The organism is Pedobacter sp. AC212, from assembly GCF_979258625.1.
In genome coordinates this window covers 1517924-1537315 of record NZ_OZ409870.1, presented here as the reverse complement: position 1 = coordinate 1537315, position 19392 = coordinate 1517924, and the positions used below count along the sequence as shown (strand labels likewise).

The 19392-nt window shown below is 38.5% G+C and carries 15 protein-coding genes; 1 reads left to right on the top strand and 14 read right to left on the bottom strand.

What is annotated here, in order from left to right; translation table 11 throughout:
• Window positions 1-375 precede the first annotated feature (375 nt).
• The 7 genes from ACZZZC_RS06550 to sucD all read right to left on the bottom strand — a co-directional run bounded on the left by ACZZZC_RS06550 (window position 376) and on the right by sucD (window position 7641).
• Window positions 376-594 (bottom strand): cysteine-rich CWC family protein, encoded by a 219-nt coding sequence (locus ACZZZC_RS06550; RefSeq protein WP_463486305.1) that lies wholly within the window; start codon window positions 592-594, stop codon window positions 376-378.
• 242 nt (window positions 595-836) lie between these two features.
• Entirely contained in the window at window positions 837-3221 is a 2385-nt protein-coding gene (locus ACZZZC_RS06545) for a ribonucleoside-diphosphate reductase subunit alpha (protein ID WP_463485343.1), read from the bottom strand.
• Window positions 3222-3368: 147 nt separating this feature from the next.
• Window positions 3369-4340 carry a ribonucleoside-diphosphate reductase small subunit gene (locus ACZZZC_RS06540; protein ID WP_056848724.1) on the bottom strand — a complete coding sequence of 324 codons (972 nt, stop codon included), beginning with the start codon at window positions 4338-4340 and terminating at the stop codon, window positions 3369-3371.
• A gap of 457 nt (window positions 4341-4797) precedes the next feature.
• On the bottom strand, window positions 4798-5178 hold the full coding sequence (locus ACZZZC_RS06535) for a septal ring lytic transglycosylase RlpA family protein (RefSeq protein WP_463485342.1): 381 nt from the start codon (window positions 5176-5178) through the stop codon (window positions 4798-4800).
• 144 nt (window positions 5179-5322) lie between these two features.
• Window positions 5323-5823 carry a methionine-R-sulfoxide reductase gene (locus ACZZZC_RS06530; protein ID WP_463485341.1) on the bottom strand — a complete coding sequence of 167 codons (501 nt, stop codon included), beginning with the start codon at window positions 5821-5823 and terminating at the stop codon, window positions 5323-5325.
• A gap of 218 nt (window positions 5824-6041) precedes the next feature.
• Window positions 6042-6434, bottom strand: a complete 393-nt coding sequence (locus ACZZZC_RS06525) for a GxxExxY protein (protein WP_463485340.1) — start codon at window positions 6432-6434, stop codon at window positions 6042-6044.
• 334 nt (window positions 6435-6768) lie between these two features.
• Entirely contained in the window at window positions 6769-7641 is an 873-nt protein-coding gene (gene sucD / locus ACZZZC_RS06520) for a succinate--CoA ligase subunit alpha (RefSeq protein WP_056848721.1), read from the bottom strand.
• A 299-nt stretch (window positions 7642-7940) separates the two neighbouring features.
• On the opposite strand from sucD, the gene ACZZZC_RS06515 reads away from it, so the two are divergent.
• Complete coding sequence (locus ACZZZC_RS06515; protein ID WP_463485339.1) at window positions 7941-8363, top strand: cupin domain-containing protein; 423 nt, start codon at window positions 7941-7943, stop codon at window positions 8361-8363.
• Window positions 8364-8642: 279 nt separating this feature from the next.
• Here the strand turns inward: ACZZZC_RS06515 and rlmF are convergent, their stop codons facing one another.
• From rlmF to ACZZZC_RS06480, 7 genes are all read right to left on the bottom strand, one after another.
• Window positions 8643-9638, bottom strand: coding sequence for a 23S rRNA (adenine(1618)-N(6))-methyltransferase RlmF (gene rlmF, locus ACZZZC_RS06510; protein ID WP_463485338.1), 996 nt, complete (start codon window positions 9636-9638; stop codon window positions 8643-8645).
• Between the two features lie 278 nt (window positions 9639-9916).
• A complete protein-coding gene (dctA, locus tag ACZZZC_RS06505) occupies window positions 9917-11185 on the bottom strand; it encodes a C4-dicarboxylate transporter DctA (protein ID WP_463485337.1) in 1269 nt (422 codons plus the stop codon).
• Between the two features lie 239 nt (window positions 11186-11424).
• Entirely contained in the window at window positions 11425-12267 is an 843-nt protein-coding gene (locus ACZZZC_RS06500) for a cyanophycinase (RefSeq protein ID WP_463485336.1), read from the bottom strand.
• Window positions 12267-13292, bottom strand: coding sequence for an isoaspartyl peptidase/L-asparaginase family protein (locus tag ACZZZC_RS06495; RefSeq protein ID WP_463485335.1), 1026 nt, complete (start codon window positions 13290-13292; stop codon window positions 12267-12269). The genes ACZZZC_RS06500 and ACZZZC_RS06495 overlap by 1 nt, the downstream gene beginning before the upstream one ends.
• Window positions 13293-13298: 6 nt before the next feature.
• On the bottom strand, window positions 13299-14390 hold the full coding sequence (locus ACZZZC_RS06490) for a cyanophycinase (protein ID WP_463485334.1): 1092 nt from the start codon (window positions 14388-14390) through the stop codon (window positions 13299-13301).
• A gap of 122 nt (window positions 14391-14512) precedes the next feature.
• Window positions 14513-15907, bottom strand: coding sequence for a RagB/SusD family nutrient uptake outer membrane protein (locus tag ACZZZC_RS06485; RefSeq protein ID WP_463486796.1), 1395 nt, complete (start codon window positions 15905-15907; stop codon window positions 14513-14515).
• A gap of 11 nt (window positions 15908-15918) precedes the next feature.
• Window positions 15919-19230: a SusC/RagA family TonB-linked outer membrane protein gene (locus ACZZZC_RS06480; protein ID WP_463486795.1), complete on the bottom strand. Its 3312-nt coding sequence runs from the start codon at window positions 19228-19230 to the stop codon at window positions 15919-15921.
• Between the last annotated feature and the right edge of the window lie 162 nt (window positions 19231-19392).

Genomic DNA, 19392 nt, shown 5'->3' with positions numbered 1-19392 from the left:
CATTTATAAAATACCAACTGAACTTGACATTTCTGAGAATGACCGAATAGACAAAAGAAAAAGAGTCAAAATTAAGGGTTTAGATATGGAGTGATTTGTTCGAACGAAAACCTGGCAAAATTTAAATTTTTCTTACTTTAAGCTGTCCTATTTCGGACCTTAAGATGTGACTAATAAAATAGACGGTTTGTTTTTGTTGGTGTTTATTCACTTACTTAAGTAATATAAACCCGATTGAATGGATGCCAATTTTTTTCTAATTGGCAGGAAGAAAAGCGGGGCTGATATAGCCCAAAAGTGCAGAACATTGCTTTTCAAAAAAATTGAAGCAGATTGAATTTAGTATAGAGATGCTTTTAAGATTTTGCAAGTTAATTACACTCCTATCTCTTCCCTGTATTGTTGTTGTAACTCGAAAAGGCATTTAGCGCATAAACAACCATCGTATAACTCAGAAATGTATTGAACTTCGTTAATGCTCAATTGTACCACGCTACACTGACATTTAGTGTATGAATTTGCCTTGCATTCAATAGCCGTTCCGCATCTTTCGCAGGGAATGATTTCGTGTTTGCTATGTTTTTGGGTGTTCATTGGTTCAATGGTCAGTAGTTCATTGGTATTTGGCGCATTACAGTAATGAACCATTGACAGATGAACTATTAAACTAAAACCAAAAGTAAGGACAAAAAATAAGGTTTTGAGCGTTTGCCCAAAACCTTACGATATTATTAGATTCGTCATCCTGAACTTGTTTCAGGAACTATTCGAACAGATGCTGAAATAAATTCAGCAAGACGATCGTTTTAAAAGTCCCCTTTAGGGAATTTAGGGGTTTAACCTGAACAGCTAATGCAGCCTTCTTCCATTGAACAAACTGGTCCGTCAACGATTTCTTCTGCAACCTGGTCTTGAGTCATTTCAGCAGGAATAACTGCTTCAATTGCCTTACCACCTTGGTTTTCTACAGTAAATTTAACCGCTTGAGATGCTGCTTGAGTACGTAAGTAATACATACCGGTTTTCAAACCTTTCTCCCATGCATAGAAGTGCATTGAAGTTAATTTTGAAGTATTCGGTGCATTTACGAACAAATTCAATGATTGTGATTGACAGATATATGCGCCACGATCTGCAGCCATATCGATGATGTTACGCATCTTAATCTCCCAAACAGTTTTGTACAATTCTTTAATATAATCAGGAATTGCAGCAATACCTTGGATTGAACCGTTAGCCAATATGATCTGGTTTTTCATATCGTTGTTCCACAAACCTAATGCTACTAAGTCTTTTAATAAGTGTTTGTTTACTACTACGAACTCTCCACTTAATACACGACGGGTGTAAATGTTTGAGGTATATGGTTCGAAGCATTCGTTGTTACCTAGAATTTGAGAGGTAGATGCAGTTGGCATTGGCGCAACCAATAATGAGTTGTATACACCATCTTTAACTACTTTCTTACGTAAAGCATCCCAATCCCATCTTCCGCTATCTGGTGTTACATTCCATAAATCAAACTGGAATTTACCTTTTGATAATGGCGAACCTTTAAACGTTTGGTAGGGACCATTTTTCACAGCTAAATCGTTTGAAGCTGTCATCGATGCGAAATAAATCGTTTCGAAAATATCTTTGTTTAAACGTTTTGCCTCATCACTTTCGAAAGGTAAGCGCAATAAAATAAAGGCATCGGCCAAACCTTGAACACCTAAACCAACCGGACGGTGACGCATGTTTGAGTTTTCAGCTTCCTGAACCGGATAATAGTTATGGTCGATGATCTTATTCAGGTTTAAAGTAGCCTGATAAGTTACATCGTATAATTTTTGGTGATCGAAAGCGCCATTGATTACAAAACGTGGTAAAGCTAATGATGCCAGGTTACAAACCGCAACCTCATCTTTAGAAGTGTACTCAATAATCTCCGTACATAAGTTAGAAGACTTGATTGTACCCAGGTTTTGTTGGTTAGATTTGCTGTTAGCTGCATCTTTAAATAACATGTAAGGTGTACCTGTCTCAATTTGAGAATCTAAAATAGCAAACCAAAGTTCTTGAGCTTTGATCGTTTTACGTCCACGGCCTTCAACTTCATATTTCGTATAAAGATCTTCAAATTCTTTACCGAAACAATCTGCTAAACCTGGAGCTTCGTGCGGGCAGAATAATGTCCAATCGCCATTGTCTTTAACACGTTGCATAAACAAATCGTTAATCCAAAGCGCATAGAATAAATCACGGGCACGCATTTCTTCTTTACCGTGGTTTTTACGTAAGTCTAAGAATTCGAAAACATCTGCATGCCATGGTTCCAAATAAATAGCGAAAGCACCTTTACGTTTGCCTCCGCCCTGATCTACATAACGGGCAGTATCGTTAAATACACGCAACATTGGAATGATACCGTTACTCGTACCGTTTGTACCGCCAATATACGAACCCGTTGCACGGATGTTGTGGATGCTTAAACCAATACCACCAGCACTTTGAGAAATTTTAGCGGTTTGTTTTAATGTATCATAAATCCCTTCAATGCTGTCATCTTGCATAGTTAATAAGAAACATGAAGACATTTGAGGTTTAGGTGTAGCGGCGTTGAACAAAGTCGGAGTAGCATGGGTAAACCAACGCTCGCTCATTAAGTTATACGTTTTAATTGCACTCTCGATATCCTCTTTGTGGATACCAACAGAAACACGCATGAATAAGTGTTGCGGACGCTCAACAATTTTACCGTTCACTTTTAAAAGGTAAGATTTCTCTAACGTTTTGAAACCGAAATAGTCGAAACCAAAATCACGGTCGTAAATGATAGAACTATCTAATATATCTTTGTTTTTTTCGATGATTTCGTACACATCATCAGCGATAAGCGGTGCTGCTTTCTGCGCTTTCGGGTCGAAATATTCGTACAACATTTTCATCGTACCCGAGAATGACTTGGTAGTGTTCTTATGCAAGTTAGAAACCGCGATACGCGAAGCTAACAAAGCATAATCAGGATGTTTCGTAGTTAACGATGCAGCAGTTTCTGCAGCAAGGTTATCCAACTCTGAAGTGGTTACGCCATCATATAAACCTTCGATTACCTTTTTGGCAACATCGATTGGGTCTACCAGTTCTGCGTTTAAACCATAGCACAGTTTTTGAATTCTGGCTGTGATTTTGTCAAATTGCACCGCCTCTTTGCGGCCATCTCTTTTTAGTACGAACATAATTTTTGAGATTTTTCTTTAATGATTGAATGAGTGAGTTTTGAATGAGTGATTTTCTTATCAACCTTTCGAACCAACTCGTAATGTTTTATTTATTTTTCCGAATGATAAAAGAGCATTCTATCATTCATTAATTCAAAATTTTAACTAGAAGTCTTCGTCTAAAGAAAACGCTTGTTTGTTGTTATCAGCAGAAGTTAATACACCACTTTTCTGGTAATCGCCAACGCGTTTTTCAAAGAAATTAGTTTTACCCTGCAATGAAATCATTTCCATAAAATCGAACGGATTGGTTGCATTATAGATTTTCTTATAACCCAATTCCTGTAACCATCTATCGGCCACAAATTCGATGTATTGGCTCATCAACTTCGCGTTCATTCCGATTAGAGCAACCGGTAATGCATCGGTAATAAATTCTTTTTCAATCTCAACCGCATCGCTGATGATAGAATGAACTTGCTCTTCACTCAATTTATTGCTTAACATGCTATATAACAAGCAAGCAAATTCGCAGTGCGAACCTTCATCTCTGGAAATTAACTCGTTACTGAAAGTTAATCCTGGCATTAAACCACGTTTTTTCAACCAGAAGATAGAACAAAAACTTCCGCTGAAGAAAATACCTTCAACAGCAGCAAACGCTACCAAACGCTCAGCAAAAGTTCCGTTTTCAATCCAGCGAAGCGCCCATTCTGCCTTTCTTTTTACTGCCGGAACAGTATCAATAGCGTGGAATAAACGATCTTTTTCTTCAGGATCTTTGATATAAGTATCAATTAATAAAGCATAGGTTTCGGCATGGATGTTTTCCATCATAATCTGGAAACCATAAAAACAACGAGCTTCTGGCAACTGCACTTCACTCATGAAATTTACCGCCAGGTTTTCGTTAACAATACCATCACTAGCAGAAAAGAAAGCAAGGATGTGAGAAATGAAATGTCTTTCGCCATCATTTAAACTATCCCAGTGCTTTTGGTCATCAGAAAGATCGATTTCTTCTGCTGTCCAGAAACTAGCTTCGGTCTTTTTATACATTTCCCAAATTGCCGGGTATTTTATCGGCAAAAGCACAAATCTATCTTTGTTTTCTTGTAGTAATAATTCCTGTTCCATATCTGATACTTTAATATTTTATTCCATTTTAGTTAGAGCCGACAAAACCACGCATCCACCAATTTTATATAGTGATTGAAATGTTTCGTATTAAAACTCTAAGGCAAGTGTTAACCCTTGGCGAATGACAAACAACAGAGTCTTTAGTCGGGAAAATTTAGATTTGTTATCAGAGTGATACACCTGTAAATTACTAAAAACTAAGCTTTTATATTTGTTTTCAAACGCAAGAAGTTAAAGAACTTTGTTATAACAAATATATACACCGGGGGGCTTTTTTGTGAACCAAAGTTGTTAACACTACGGTGAATCTGGTGGAGAAAACGATCAGCTAAATATCATTTTCAAGCGAAAAAAAAGCTAATCGTTTCTTTTCAAGGGTTTAGCAAACCAAAATAAGTGTTAATAACTTAAATTTGAGGTGTATAGCAAGTGTACAATAGAGCAAAAAGGAATATTACTCCAGACTGTAACTTAGATTTACTTTAGCTATGCCTTTATGATAGATACCAATCTCTTTAGCAGCGCTTTCTGATAGATCTATTGCCAATCTTTTAGAGAAAGGACCGCGATCATTTACCTTTACCGTTACTGATTTTCCGTTGTCGGGATTGGTTACTTTGATCATTGTGCCGAATGGCAAAGTGCGGTGAGCGGCGGTGAATTTTTTGGCTCTGTATTTGGCGCCGCTGGTGGTGCGGCGGCCTTCGAATTTTCTGTGATAGTAAGTTGCAAGAACTGTTTTGCTAACGCTGTCTGGTTCATTTGAGGGACCGGATTGCTTTGCTTGACCTTGTAAAAACAGGAAACAAAAACTTAATAACAGAAGATACTTCATAGGCTAAAATTTTTATATCGAGCCTGCAAATATAAGCATTTAGTTTATAATCAACAATTTGTGGAAAAACAGCCTGATTTTCAACAACAAAAAAGGCGTACAACTTGTCGCTGTACGCCTCTACCTAACCTCACTACATCCACCTTATTTCTTATCTGGCACAAAATTCATCGAGATAGAATTTACGCAATGACGAGTGTCTTTAGCAGTAAATCCTTCTCCTGTAAAAACGTGACCTAAGTGTGCACCACAGTTGGCACAAACTATTTCTGTACGCGATCCATCAGCGTCAGGAATCCGTTTTACAGCACCCTTAATTTCATCGTCGAAAGCCGGCCAACCACAACGGGCATCAAACTTACTTTCCGAACGGTACAACTCCGCATTGCAACGTTTACAAGTATATGTTCCTTTATCTGTGGTATGCTCATACTTCCCTGTGCCAGGATATTCTGTTCCTTTATTAACAATTACTCTTTCTTCTTCGGGTGTTAATGTGTTCCAGTTCATTTTCTTTTTTATAATATTTTCTGATGACTGCGCTGATTTTGTTTCTTTCCTTTCTTGCTTTTGTGCGCAAGCAGAAAGACTTCCAATCAAAACAACAGCCGAGATCAAAAATAGTTTATTTAACATCGTTTTCATACTACAATATACGCTACAAATTTTGTTTTGGTTTGTGGGTTTAAAGGTTTGGCTTAGTGTTTACAAAGGAATGATAAATCATCATCCTAACAGCTTGCTTAACCAGGAAATAAAAGAAGAATTGCCACGGAAACACGGAATACACGGAACTGATATCAAAAACCCATATTAGTATTTGCTTGGATACAAACATCAGTGTAGATACCTACTAAAATTGCTTAAAAAACAACTCGTCGTATTTCAAGCGTTGGCCCGCCAAAATTCAATACTAAACCAACTTTACAATCAGCACATTTCAAGTAATTTATAGTTTGCGCTAGATCTTCATTTGCAATTCCACTTTTTGATTTTATTTCCAGTATGACCGAATCGAAAACCATAAAATCAGCATAAAAACTATGTGGCAACAAAATATCTTTATAAAAAACCGGGTAATGCTTTTCACGTTCGTAATGGTAGCCCCTACTTTCCAATTCAATACAAAGCGCATCTTTGTAAACGATCTCCAGAAAACCGCAGCCTAAATCTTTATGAACTTCGATTGCAGCATTAATAATTAAGTTAGTTTCATTTTTATAGGGAAGATTATCTTGCCTTATTTGATAATCCATAAAAGATAATTTTAACTAATCTAATCAAATTTCTTTGTTTTCTTTTTTAACGTTTGCTTTCCCACACTCTGAAAAAAAAATTTTTTCATTCTCTTTCACCTTTTTTAAATTCCGTGTCTTCCGTGTTTCCGTGGCAAATAATATTCACCCCTTTTATTAATTCCTTAACAATCAAGATCGCCTTCAACAAAAATTTTTTCACCAATCCCTTCCATTTTCTTTTTCCCTTTTTAAGTTTCCGTGTCTTCCGTGTTTCCGTGGCAAATAACTAAGCATACGAAAAAAGCGTCCCGAAGTTAATCGAAACGCTTTCATTTATGTAAATTTTAAAATCTTACTTTGCTAATTCTTCCGCCATTGCAGCGCCAATTTCAGCAGGACTTTCTACTACACGAATACCACACTCACGCATGATTTTCATTTTAGCAGCAGCTGTATCATCAGCACCACCTACAATTGCGCCAGCGTGACCCATCCTACGTCCGGCAGGAGCAGTTTGACCAGCGATGAAACCAACAACAGGCTTAGTACCGTTTTCTTTAATCCAACGAGCAGCCTCTGCTTCCATTCCACCACCAATTTCACCAATCATGATGATACCATGAGTTTCAGGATCGTTCATTAATAATTTTACCGCTTCAACTGTTGGCGTACCAATAATCGGATCACCACCGATACCAATAGCAGTAGTAATACCTAAACCAGCTTTAACAACCTGATCTACCGCTTCGTAAGTTAAAGTTCCTGATTTTGAAACCACACCTACATGACCTTTTTTGAAGATAAAACCTGGCATGATACCAATTTTAGCTTCATCAGCAGTAATTACACCTGGGCAGTTAGGGCCAATAAGCGTAACATCACGGTCAGAAATATATTCTTTAACCTGAATCATATCCTTAGTTGGGATACCTTCAGTAATACAAACAATCACTTTAATGCCACCATCGGCAGCCTCCATAATCGCGTCAGCAGCAAAAGCCGGTGGAACGAAAATGATAGATACATTTGCTCCTGTTTTATCAACAGCATCTTTAACAGTATTAAAAACAGGCTTTTCTAAATGTAATTGCCCACCTTTGCCAGGCGTAACACCACCAACTACGTTTGTACCGTACGCCAACATTTGTTCTGCGTGGTATGTTCCTTCGTTTCCGGTAAAACCCTGAACGATAACCTTAGAATCTTTATTTACTAAAACGCTCATGTATCAATATTTTTTTGTGCAAAGCTAATATTATTGACTGGAAAGTCAAGCTTAAAAATAGATTATTTAGCCCATTTTTTCATGAAAATGTAAGGAGTTCGCCTATGGCAGCTGTGGTCCTGCTATTCACTTTACTCCGTTGCACTCCGTGTTCGTTGCTATCAGGTTTATTTAACAAAATTTCTTCGCCTTTGGCAACCCCAAGCAAAACGCCTAATTTTACTTAAGCCTAAAGCTGCAAGTAGAAAGACTAAAGCTAAAAGCAGGATGCAAAATAATACAGCCAAAAAGAGTGTAACATGAAAAACAAGGTTTTTATCCTTCTTACATTATTGATAACCATTGCTTTTGGCGCCAAAGCGCAAAGTAACGACACGTCGAAATACATATTACAAAACGATATCGAAGTGGCTAAAAAAGAACCCGGCACACACAAGGGTGGTGGCGAAACCATTGGATACAATTTCTTTGGTGATGCCAAAAATCTTAAAACGGCTTTCCGTAAAAGGATTTTGAAACCCGGTTCATCCATCGGCTATCATTTGCAAAAAGAAGATGAAATATATTATGTTATCAGTGGAAATGGAACCATGCAAATGAACGGCAAAACTTTCCCCGTTAAACCTGGCGATGCGATTTTAACGCGTCCGGGGAGTTCGCATGGCATTAAGCCAAACGATGATAATGATTTAACTATTCTGATTGTTTACGAGAAAAAATAGGTTAGTTAAAGTATTAAAATCCCTCAATTCACCAATCGGGATTACAAATCCCGACCAACACAATTACAAATACCAAACAGCTAACAGCAATAAACCGGCTTAAATACTTTTCTTTTTGCAATAACCTTAAATGAGCTATCATGCTGAGGAACGAAGCATCTGCAACTTATGAAACGACACTTCGTTCCTCCGCATGACAGAAATTTATAAAAGAGATGAAACCAAAAGCCGGACTAACTTTAATGGTTAATCCGGCTTTGCTTTTCTAATTATTTTGATCTAAGCTTTAGATTTCTCAGCCTTTGTCTCAGATTTCCATCCTTTCGCCCACTCTGCTTGTGCAGCATCATCTTGAAAAGTCCAAGCCACAAAACGGCTGATTTTTTGTCCCTGGCTCATTTGCACCGTACGCACTTCGAAGGCATTTGCATTAACCAAAGCGCTGTAGATACTTTTTAAGTTAGCACTTTTCGATACCAATGAAGTAAACCATAACACCTGGTTTTTAATCTGTGCGCTTTGAATAATCATTTGCTCCACGAAAGCTCGTTCACCTCCTGGGCACCAAAGCTCAGCCTTGTTTCCACCGAAGTTTAGAACGTGTTTTACTTCTTTTTCGTTACCACCCAAGTTACGCCATTTCTGGCGGGTGCCTTGCTCGGCTTCTTTTAAAGATGCATGAAAAGGCGGATTGCAAACCACAGCATCGAAACGCTCTTTTGCACCCACAATATTTCTAAAAATACCCATTTTAGAAGATTGCTGACGGATTTCTACCGCACCCTGCAATGGCTTATTTGCTTCGATAATTCGTTTAGCAGAATCGACAGAAAGCGGATCAATTTCAGAACCTACGAAATTCCAACCATATTCCTGATGACCAACAATTGGGTAAATACAATTTGCACCCACGCCGATATCAAGTACATTTATATTCGCTCCTTTGGGATTTTTACCCTTGTTGCTCGACCCTAAAAGATCGGCAACATAGTGAATGTAATCAGCCCTGCCTGGTATCGGCGGACAAAGAAAATCCTGAGGAATATCCCATTGAGAGATATTATAAAAATATTTTAGTAATGCTCTGTTAAGTGCTTTAACGGCATTTTGATCTGCAAAATCAATAGAATCATCGTTATGCTCATTTTTAAAAACGAAGCGTTTCAATTCTTTTGATGCAGCAGTAAGTTGTTTGAAATTGTAACGCGAACGGTGTTTGTTGCGTGGATGTAACTCGCTTTTTTCTTTGCGGTTATTTTGTTCTTCTTGAGCCAATGTGATCTGGTTTAACTAAACATGCTGTGTGCATGTTTCTGGCACAAAGGTAAGTTAAATAGTTCGGAGTTGCGAGTTTGGAGTTTGAAGATAGCAAGGCCCTGAACATAGCTCGAAGTTTTACTTTTTTACTTTGGAGGTAGCAAGGCGTTGAAAATCGATTGGAGTTGAGGGTTTATAATCTGGAGTAGAAAGGCTCACTCTTAGCATTCCGCATAATGTTTGAAACTGCTAGACCCTGCTCCCAGAATTCTTAACTCCAAACTCACAACTTCAAGCTAACTTTCCTCATTTTTCTCAATCGCCGCTGGCTGGATTGCTTTTAAATACTTTGCCTGATCAAACTGATTTTCGCTTTTGGCAATTACAATTGTAGCCACACCGTTTCCAATGACGTTGGTAATGGCTCGTGCTTCACTCATAAAACGATCGACACCAATTAAAATAGAAATATGCTCAATGGGCATTATTTTTAAAGCCGTAAGCGTAGAAACCAACACGATAAAACCGCTTCCTGTAACGCCCGCAGCACCTTTTGAGGTAACCATCAATACACCTAAAACAGTAATCTGCTGACCCAGAGATAAATCAACATGAAAAACCTGACAAAGAAAAATAACCGCCATGGCCAGGTAAATTGCTGTTCCATCTAAATTAAAAGAATACCCTGTTGGGATGACTAAACCCACCACAGATTTATCGCAACCGATAGCTTCCATTTTTTGCATCATACTAGGCAAAGCTGATTCAGAAGAAGAGGTACCCAAAACAATCAAAATCTCCTGCCGGATAAATTTAAGATAAGCCCACAAGCTGAACTTATAATACCTACAGATGCCATTGAGCACCACAAAAATGAATAAAATACAAGTTAGATAAACCGAACCCATTAGTTTAGCCATCCCAAAAATACTCTGCAAACCATGTGTACCAATGCTAAAAGCCATGCCGCCGAAAGCACCAATCGGCGCCAAACGCATAATCACTTTCATGATTTTAAATAGCACTTTCGAAATCTTATCAAAGGCATTTAACACAGAAGTACCCTCGCCTCCTAGTTTGTTTAAACCATATCCGAATAGAATGGCAAAAAGCAAAATTTGGAGAATATTTCCTTCAGCAAAAGCTGCGATCACATTATGGGGAATAATATGCAAGAAAAACTCAGCCCAATTCATGTCTTTTGCCTGCTCCGCATAACCCGAAATTTTTGAAGCGTCGCCTGCTTTCGCAATTACACCTGCTCCGGGTTTAAGCACATTTGCAACCAGCAAACCGACTGCTATGGCTACGGTACTTACGATTTCAAAATACAACAATGCCTTTCCTCCTACTCGGCCCACTTTTTTCATGTCACCCATGTGGGCAATTCCCAAAACAATGGTGAAGAAAATAATAGGCGCAATGAGCATACTAATCAGGTTAATAAAACCTTGACTAATTAATTTGGCTGTCGATGCGAACTCAGGAAAGTATGTCCCAACAAAAATCCCGATGATAATTGCGACGATAACCTGAAATGTTAAATTAGAAAAGATTGCCTTCATTGTTATGTTTTGAGGATTGAAATATAACTTATTTTTTTGTTTCCGTTAATGTTTGAAACTCAAAACTTACAACCGTTAAAACAAGTAAGCCTATTTGAAGAAAATTCAAATAGGCTTATTATGTTGAGCTTTTTTCGAGAAGCGTGAAATATGTTTTAACCAGTCCTTAGAAAAGCTCAGGGTGACAAAGTGGAGATATACCTCCTATATCCTTCTCACGTTGAGCTTTTTGAAACGCTTTAAGGTTTAATATCAATTACATCTCCCGCGGTAAAAATTCCAAATTCGGCTTGCTTAAATTTTAGTAAACCTTTATCTGTTTTTTTCGACTCCTTTGGATTAGCCAATCTAATCACCTGACTTTCGCCAGCTACCGTAGCTTTATTGCCATGAACAATAATTGCTGTACTTTCATCGATACCGACACAAACCAAATCAGGATGGGCCGCAAGGGCAGAAATTAAACGGTTATAGCGGTTTCTTTTCAAAAAATGCTGATCAATAATGGTATTTTCCAACAAACCCATTCCCGGCGAAAATTCAATGTTTTTATCCCAAAGCTTGTTAAAAGTTTCTTTGTAAACGGTATCTAAAAGTTGTTTTCCGGTAATCATATATTTACTCATTACCGCAGCGCCAGCGCTTGTTCCGGCAATGGTAGCGCCGTTTTGATAAGCTTTGTGAATGGCGGTGTAAACTGGTGTATTCAAAACCACGTTCATAAAACGGCTTTGATCGCCGCCCAGGATATAAATCAGCTTTGCTCCGGCTAAAGAATCAGTCCATTTTTTATCATTTGCATCATGCTTTGCAAAATTGAAGTTTTTAACTACCCTGGGATCAAGCTTTTGCAACTGAGTGGAAAGTGTGCCAAAACCAACATCTGGAACTTCACTGGCCATTGGCAAAACAATAATGTAATCACTCGGTTTTAATTCCGCAGTATTAAGCATTTGCTTCATTAATTCATCAGAACGATTGCCTCCGCCGATGATAAAGAGATTTCCTTTTGCAGCTTTACTTTGTGCATTCAGCATTAAGGAATAGCCAACTAAAGCAAATAATAGAAATAACTTTTTCATTATTTATAAATGTTTACTTCAATTTTTCCGTCAGCAGTAATTGCACCGCGATACATGCCTTCAGTATTAAAAGGCATCGCAATATTTCCTTTTTTATCCAAAGCAATTAAGCCACCATCGCCACCCATTTTACCAACTTTGTCTAGTGCCATTTTAGATGCTACGGCAACAGACAAACCTTTGTATTCCATTAAATCGGAAATGGTTTTGGCTACTACATTACGGATGTAAAACTCCCCCCAACCAGTGCAAGAAACACCAGCTGTTTCATTATTACAATAAGTTCCAGAACCAATAATTGGCGCATCGCCCACGCGACCATATTTTTTGTTGGTCATTCCACCTGTAGAAGTACCGGCAGCCAAATTACCTGCTTTATCTAAGGCCACGCAACCTACTGTACCGAATTTGTAATCGTGGTTTTTACTTCCTAATAATTCTGATTTTTTACTTCCATGATCCAAAACCGCTTTGGTTGAATCTTCCTTAATCGCTTGTTGCAAGCCATCCCAACGCTCTTTAGTCCAGTAATATTTTGGATCAACAATTTCTAAACCAGCGTCCTTTGCGAATAGATCCGCACCGGCGCCAACCATCATCACATGCTCCGATTTTTCCATCACCGCTCTTGCTGCAGAAATTGGGTTTTTTACTGTGGTTACTCCGGCAACGGCTCCGGCCATTAATGTTTTTCCATCCATAATGGCGGCGTCGAGTTCGTTTTTACCATCGTGGGTAAAAACCGCACCTTTACCAGCGTTGAAATGCGGATCGTTTTCTAACACATGAATGGTTGCTTCCACTGCATCTAAACTGGTTTTGCCCGACTTAATTTTTTCATAACCTGCCTGCAAAGCCTGCGTTAAAACGGCAATATAAGCAGCTTCCTTTTCAGGTGTCATATTCTTTTTTAAAATGGTTCCGGCACCGCCGTGAATAACCATTACATATTTTTTCTGCTGTGCAGAAACATTCAATGCTAATACAGAGAATAGTAATACCGTAAGTAATTTCAATGTTTTCATTTTATTTTATTGATCTCTTTTATTTAAAACTCCGTTATCAATCCACCACCAATACCATTTTCCACCGGTGGCTTCACTTGCCTTAAAGTTAGCAACATTAAAGCTTCCACCACCATTAACCGAGGCAGCAATTTCATAAACTGCCAACGCTTTTTCACCATTGCTCCAGATTGCCTTTTTAAATGGTTCCAATTGCTCGGGTTGTTTACCAGCATCAGAAGAAATGAAATAAGCATAGCTGTAAGGTCTGGTTACCGAATAATCTCCAAAAACTTTAGCCATTCCATCCTTATCAATGCAAACCGCGGTACGCTCATCAGCAGCGATGCATTTGGCTGGTGTTTTCCAATCTTTATTTATCCTACCTAAAAACACGACCGATCTTCCCTCCCGATCGCGGGTTAAATAATGCTGATCGGTAATTACATTCTGCAAATATGGCGCTTTCAAAAAGTCGTTGTTGTAAAGCGTAGCGTTGGCGTCATAAGGATTTGCTAAAGCTTGTGCAGAAGTAAGGCCGCCCGTTTCCCCGCTATAGTAAAAGCCACCCAAAACGGCACAACCCGCACTTGTTCCACCAACTGGTGCCTTTTTATTATTTAACAGATAATTTAATGCCTGCTCGGTTTTTGTTCCTTTCCAGTTTCTCATATAATCAGATTGATCGCCACCGGCGATAAAAACCATTTCAGCATTGCGGATGATGTAAGCTACGGTATCATTATTAGCCAATTCTTTCGTGTTGATTAACAAAGTTTCAACGGAATTTACACTACCCAAACCATTGATATATGGATTGTAAGCATCAGTTCCGGTAGCACGTAAAACTACCACATCTCCTCCTCCACTTCTTTCTATCATCCATTTAAAAGCGGCATCAACGTCGGCCCCACCCCCCATTAAAACCATTCCACCATTTGTAGATTTTACTACGTTGGAACTATCGCCAACAATACCGATTGAGGCAGGTCGGCGTTTAGCCACAGGTGTGGCCGTACCACTACCTGTTGGTTGAGGTTTTGGACTTTCAGTTGTTTTACTGCAGCCCATTACAGAAAAACAGCAAGCCACCAAAATGATAAGAAAAGATTGTTTCATTTTAAAATTTACTAGGTTAAATGATGATCACCCAAAGCTTGTCGAAAGCTAACAGATATCTCTATTTGCGTTTCGACAAGCTCAACGTGACAAGACTCATGCAATATTCACTTATGATTTACCTAATAATTAGGATTTTGAATCGTTTGCTTGTTTACTGAAATTTCTGCTGCTGGAATTGGAAACGAATATTGCGCCTGGGTAGTTGGCAAAGTAACTGCCCCTGAAGCATTTGCAGCATCAACAGCCAGTCTTACGACAGGCAAATTCCTTCTTTTTAAATCGAAAAAACGATGACCTTCAAACGCTAATTCCTTGTAACGCTCTTCCATAATGGCCGCTATTAATGTTGGCTTATCAGCGAAAGTAGCATTTACATATCCGTTGATACGGGCATTACGTAAAGCATTTAAATCTCCAGCGGCGTCACCAATAGATTCTGCTTCAGCTTCCGCTTTAATTAAATACATCTCACCTGTACGGAATAATTTAATATCTGTTAAACCCGGAGCTGTTGATGTACCGCCAATATATTTATTAACCAGGTACTGTGATCTTGTTCCGGTTCTGGTAGCATCAAATCTGATATAAGCTGAATAGCGTAAATCATTCACTTTATCAAAAGTATTAATCAATTTCTGAGCTGGCGCATACAAGACAATTCCTCCAGCCTGGCGGAAATAAAAATCGCCTAGTCTTGAATCGGTTGTTCCCACACGTTTTGCCTTCCAAATCACTTCACTATCATTGGCATCAGTCCAAATACCTGGGAATTGCGCTTTAGTGGCCAGTGGAAAAGCAGCAATGGCTTCATTGGCATAGGCAATTGCTTCACTCCAATTTTTCTCATACAAAGCTAATCTTGCTTGAATAGCGGATACAACTGCTTTTGTAATGCGTGTTTTATCCGTAAATGTTGTTGGAATTAGCGGTTTTGCTGCAATAAGATCTGCTTTTGCATTAGCAACAACTACTTCGAAATTATCTCTCGCTGGATAACTAATGGTTGAGAACTGCATATAAGGAACACCTAACGCACCTGTTTGATATGCCGAAGCATAGTTACGAAGCAATTCGAAATGAAAATAAGCTCTTAAGGCCAACAACTCACCACGATAACGAGCAGCAGTTGTTGCATCTGCTCCAGTCAACGTAAGGGCATCCAGTCCTGCTAAAGTTCTGTTTACACGATCAATAGCGACGTAAAAAGTATAATATTGCGAAGTAACAGAACCGCTCCCAGCGTTATATAACCACCTAAAGGCATCACTATTACCAACTGTGTTTTCCGTTGGAAAAGTAGCCTCATCAGAAACGGTTGAGGTAACACCAATAGTACCTCCATCTAAAAGCGCATAGGCACCTAAAACACCTAAATTAATATCACTGATATTTCTGTATGCCTTATCTGGAGAAATGGTATCTGTAGGAACCAAATCTAATTTCTTGCATGACGATGCCGTAAGAACCAACAAAGAAAATATAAGGATGTATTTTTGATATATTTTATTAATCATTGCTGTAAATTTTAAAAGTTAACATTTAAACCAGCTGTATAAGTTCTGGTATTTGGATATTGGAAGCGACCATATACTGCATTATTTTCAGGATCTAAACCTCTCCATTTGGTCCAGGTGAATAAGTTCTGACCTTGAACAAAAATTTTAACTCCTTTGATAATTTTGGTTTTTTCTAATAAGCTTTTTGGCAGCGAGTAACCAATGTTCACGTTTCTTAATCTTAAGAAAGATGCATCCTGAATATCTTTTGAAGTAAAGTTTCTTGGAAGATCGAACTTCTGCAAAATCGCATCATCACCGGCATCACCAAGAACCTGCCATCTGTTTTCTAACATCCTAACCGTTTGGTTACTGGTTGCATAACGTTGATTCTCGTTGTAAAAATCTTCATTATTCCAACGCATTACGTTAGTCACGAAAGAAAATAATGCCGATGCCGTAATGCCTTTATAACTTAGTGAAGTGTTAAAACCACCAGTAAACGTTGGGTATAGACTGCCAGAATTGGTAGTGCTTTGTGTATTAACGTTGTAAGCTGTCGTAATTGATCCATCTAAATTGTAGTATTGTGGCTCTCCGGTTTGAGGATTTACACCGGCCCAATCTGGAGCATAATACGTTCCATAAGGCAAACCTACTTTCAAAATCCTTGAGTCGCCATCAGGATAAGAATCTACTAAATCGGTAACGTGAAGGATTTTATTTTTATTGTAACCTGCATTTACACCCACAGTCCAGATAAACTCCTGGTTCTTGATTACATCGCCACTTACATCAAATTCCACACCTCTGTTTCTCATTACACCAGCACTTAAATTTAACTCGCTAAAACCAGATGTTGCAGAAAGCGGCTGATTAATAAACATGTTAGTTGTTTTACGATTATAGTAATCAACCGTAATACGCAACCTATTTTTAAACATGGCCAAATCAAAACCTGTGTTAAATTCTTTTACATACTCCCAATCGAAAGCATCGTTACCCGGAGTTGTGGCTCTAATTGCAGATGCGCCACCGTATGAAGTGTTAACCGCATAAGTTGGTAAATAAAGGAAATCTCCTCCAAAAGGACTTGCAGTAATACCGTAGCTTCCTCTAACTCTTAAATCATTGATGAGCTCGTTATTTTTTAAAAATTCCTCTCCTTTAGCGTTCCAATTTGCACCAAATGAATAGAAGCCATGCCATTTGTTTTGTGGAGCAACTCGTGTAGATCCATCATAACGGTAACTTCCCGTTAAGGTATATTTATCATCATACGTATACCTGGCTACCCCCATGATAGATGCCAATGCATTTTTAGTTTTTCCGCCAGTGGTACTTGGTAAAAAAGTAGCACTACCATTTGTTGCACCTGCCGGCGTTTCTGGCAAACGGCCATCAATACCGTATGCACTGAAGCCAAACGAATTGTAGTTGTTGTACACATATTCGTAGAATGCAGAAGCTTCAAAATCGTGTATTTCATTAAATTTCTTAGCGTAAGTTAAACCAGTGGTAGAAATGATATTAAAGTTTCTTCTGCTTGCGTCAGTTAACCTTCCTCTCCCACCCAATGTATTGGCCACACTTCTCGATCCATAATAAGAATCTGGGTTAATAAACTGTTGGTCTGTCGACTGACGATAATCAATACCTGCTCTTGTTGTTACTTTTAACTCTGGTAAAATCTGATAAGCGAAATTAGTGCTGATAATAGACTTAAATTGTTCTGTTTTATCTGAAGAATTCAATAAACGTTCTAAAGCCTGACTACCCTCACGCTGATCTAAAATAAAATATTGAGATCTGTTTCCCGGATGCACCAGAGTACCATCAGATGCATATGGATTTTCGTAAGGCAAGGCATAATAAACAGAAGCCATTGCGGTACCAGCACCTGTACCACCCTCGCCTTCGGTGAAGCTAGATTGAGAATAACCAATGGCAACATTTGTGCTTCCGCTGAATTTGCCATCATTAAAATCAAGGTTACTTCTTAACGAGTAACGGTCAAGACCTGTACGTTTTGCAACGCCTTCCTGGCTATAGTAATTTAAGGAATTGTAAAAACGAAGTTTGTCATTACCACCGCTTACACTTACCTGTTGTTCTTGAAATTTACCTCGCTGAAAGAAAATATCCCGCCAATCGGTATTGATTTGTTTTAAACTGTCGATAATATAATCAGCACGGGCACGAGTTGCAGGTGTTCCGGCAGCATAAGTAGGATTTTTTGGCGAATACGTCCAACCCGGACCGATGTTACGGCCAAAACTTGCCCCAATTTCCTCTTCAAACTGCAAACGTTGTTGGGTGTTCATCATTTCGAAATTTGGTCTGCTCAAATTTGAAAAACCATATTGGGAAGTATAATTCACCGCTAATCTGCCTGCCTTACCTTTTTTAGTGGTCAAAACAATAACACCATTCGATCCTCTTGAACCATAAAGCGCTTTAGCAGAAGCATCTTTTAACACAGTTGCAGATTCAATATCTTCTGGATTGATGGTTTGAAAATAACCTGCTTCAATTGGTACACCATCTAAAACAAAAAGTGGCGTAGATGAACCATTTATACTTCCAATACCGCGAATGACAACTGATGCACTCTGACCTGGCTGTCCGGAAGTAGAAATTACACTCATTCCCGGAACGCGGCCTTGTAAAATTTGATCAACAGTTAATCCTGGAACGGTATTAATTTTATCGGCCGATACCAACGAACTTGCCGCAGCAGATTGTGTTTTGGTATAATTGGTATAACCGGTTACCACTACATCGCTCAATGTTCCGGCAGATGGCGATAATTTAACAGCACCCATTTGCGATTTTGCAGCAATCTCTTTATCGGTATATCCTATGTAAGAAATCACTAAAACTGCGTTTTCATCTACATTTCTAACGGTAAAGTTACCGTTGCTATCACTTACGGTACTAGCCGATTGTCCTTTAACCCGTACTGAAGCGCCTGGCATTGGGTTTCCGTTTTCATCAACAACTTTTCCGGTTACATCTATAGCTTTTAAGCTTTCGTTATTGGATGATTTAGGAAAAATCAGAATGGTATTGTCTTTAATTTCCCAACCAAATGGTTGTGATTTTAGCGTTTGCGTTAATACTTCACTTAGCTCTGCATTTTTTAGATCGATGGTTACAGGCTTTGATTTTTGCTGAACTAAATCGGTATCATACAAAAAGAAATAACCAGTTTGGCGTTTAATTTCTTTTAAAACACGTACCAATGGAACATTCTTTTGGCTAATATTAATGCGTTGAGAAAATGCATTCGCACTTACCTGAACACATAAAATAGTCATTAGAAAAACAAATATTTTCATAGTTCTAATAATTTTTTGGTTTAAATAGTTTGCAGTAAAGCCCTTTGTTTTTTCTGACAAGAGATTACTACTTCGAGTGTAAAAGTTCATACATTCAGTTTGGTTTAAGGTTAAATTGATTAGTTATTGTTTGATCGGCTCTGAAGCCAGTAGTTATTCTTA

Excerpts from the sequence above, each read along its gene's own strand:
- ACZZZC_RS06550 (WP_463486305.1), bottom strand. The coding sequence starts at position 594 with ATGAACACCCAAAAACATAGCAAACACGAAATCATTCCCTGCGAAAGA.
- ACZZZC_RS06545 (WP_463485343.1), bottom strand. The coding sequence starts at position 3,221 with ATGTTCGTACTAAAAAGAGATGGCCGCAAAGAGGCGGTGCAATTTGAC.
- ACZZZC_RS06540 (WP_056848724.1), bottom strand. The coding sequence starts at position 4,340 with ATGGAACAGGAATTATTACTACAAGAAAACAAAGATAGATTTGTGCTT.
- ACZZZC_RS06535 (WP_463485342.1), bottom strand. The coding sequence starts at position 5,178 with ATGAAGTATCTTCTGTTATTAAGTTTTTGTTTCCTGTTTTTACAAGGT.
- ACZZZC_RS06530 (WP_463485341.1), bottom strand. The coding sequence starts at position 5,823 with ATGAAAACGATGTTAAATAAACTATTTTTGATCTCGGCTGTTGTTTTG.
- ACZZZC_RS06525 (WP_463485340.1), bottom strand. The coding sequence starts at position 6,434 with ATGGATTATCAAATAAGGCAAGATAATCTTCCCTATAAAAATGAAACT.
- sucD (WP_056848721.1), bottom strand. The coding sequence starts at position 7,641 with ATGAGCGTTTTAGTAAATAAAGATTCTAAGGTTATCGTTCAGGGTTTT.
- ACZZZC_RS06515 (WP_463485339.1), top strand. The coding sequence starts at position 7,941 with ATGAAAAACAAGGTTTTTATCCTTCTTACATTATTGATAACCATTGCT.
- dctA (WP_463485337.1), bottom strand. The coding sequence starts at position 11,185 with ATGAAGGCAATCTTTTCTAATTTAACATTTCAGGTTATCGTCGCAATT.
- ACZZZC_RS06500 (WP_463485336.1), bottom strand. The coding sequence starts at position 12,267 with ATGAAAAAGTTATTTCTATTATTTGCTTTAGTTGGCTATTCCTTAATG.
- ACZZZC_RS06495 (WP_463485335.1), bottom strand. The coding sequence starts at position 13,292 with ATGAAAACATTGAAATTACTTACGGTATTACTATTCTCTGTATTAGCA.
- ACZZZC_RS06490 (WP_463485334.1), bottom strand. The coding sequence starts at position 14,390 with ATGAAACAATCTTTTCTTATCATTTTGGTGGCTTGCTGTTTTTCTGTA.
- ACZZZC_RS06485 (WP_463486796.1), bottom strand. The coding sequence starts at position 15,907 with ATGATTAATAAAATATATCAAAAATACATCCTTATATTTTCTTTGTTG.
- ACZZZC_RS06480 (WP_463486795.1), bottom strand. The coding sequence starts at position 19,230 with ATGAAAATATTTGTTTTTCTAATGACTATTTTATGTGTTCAGGTAAGT.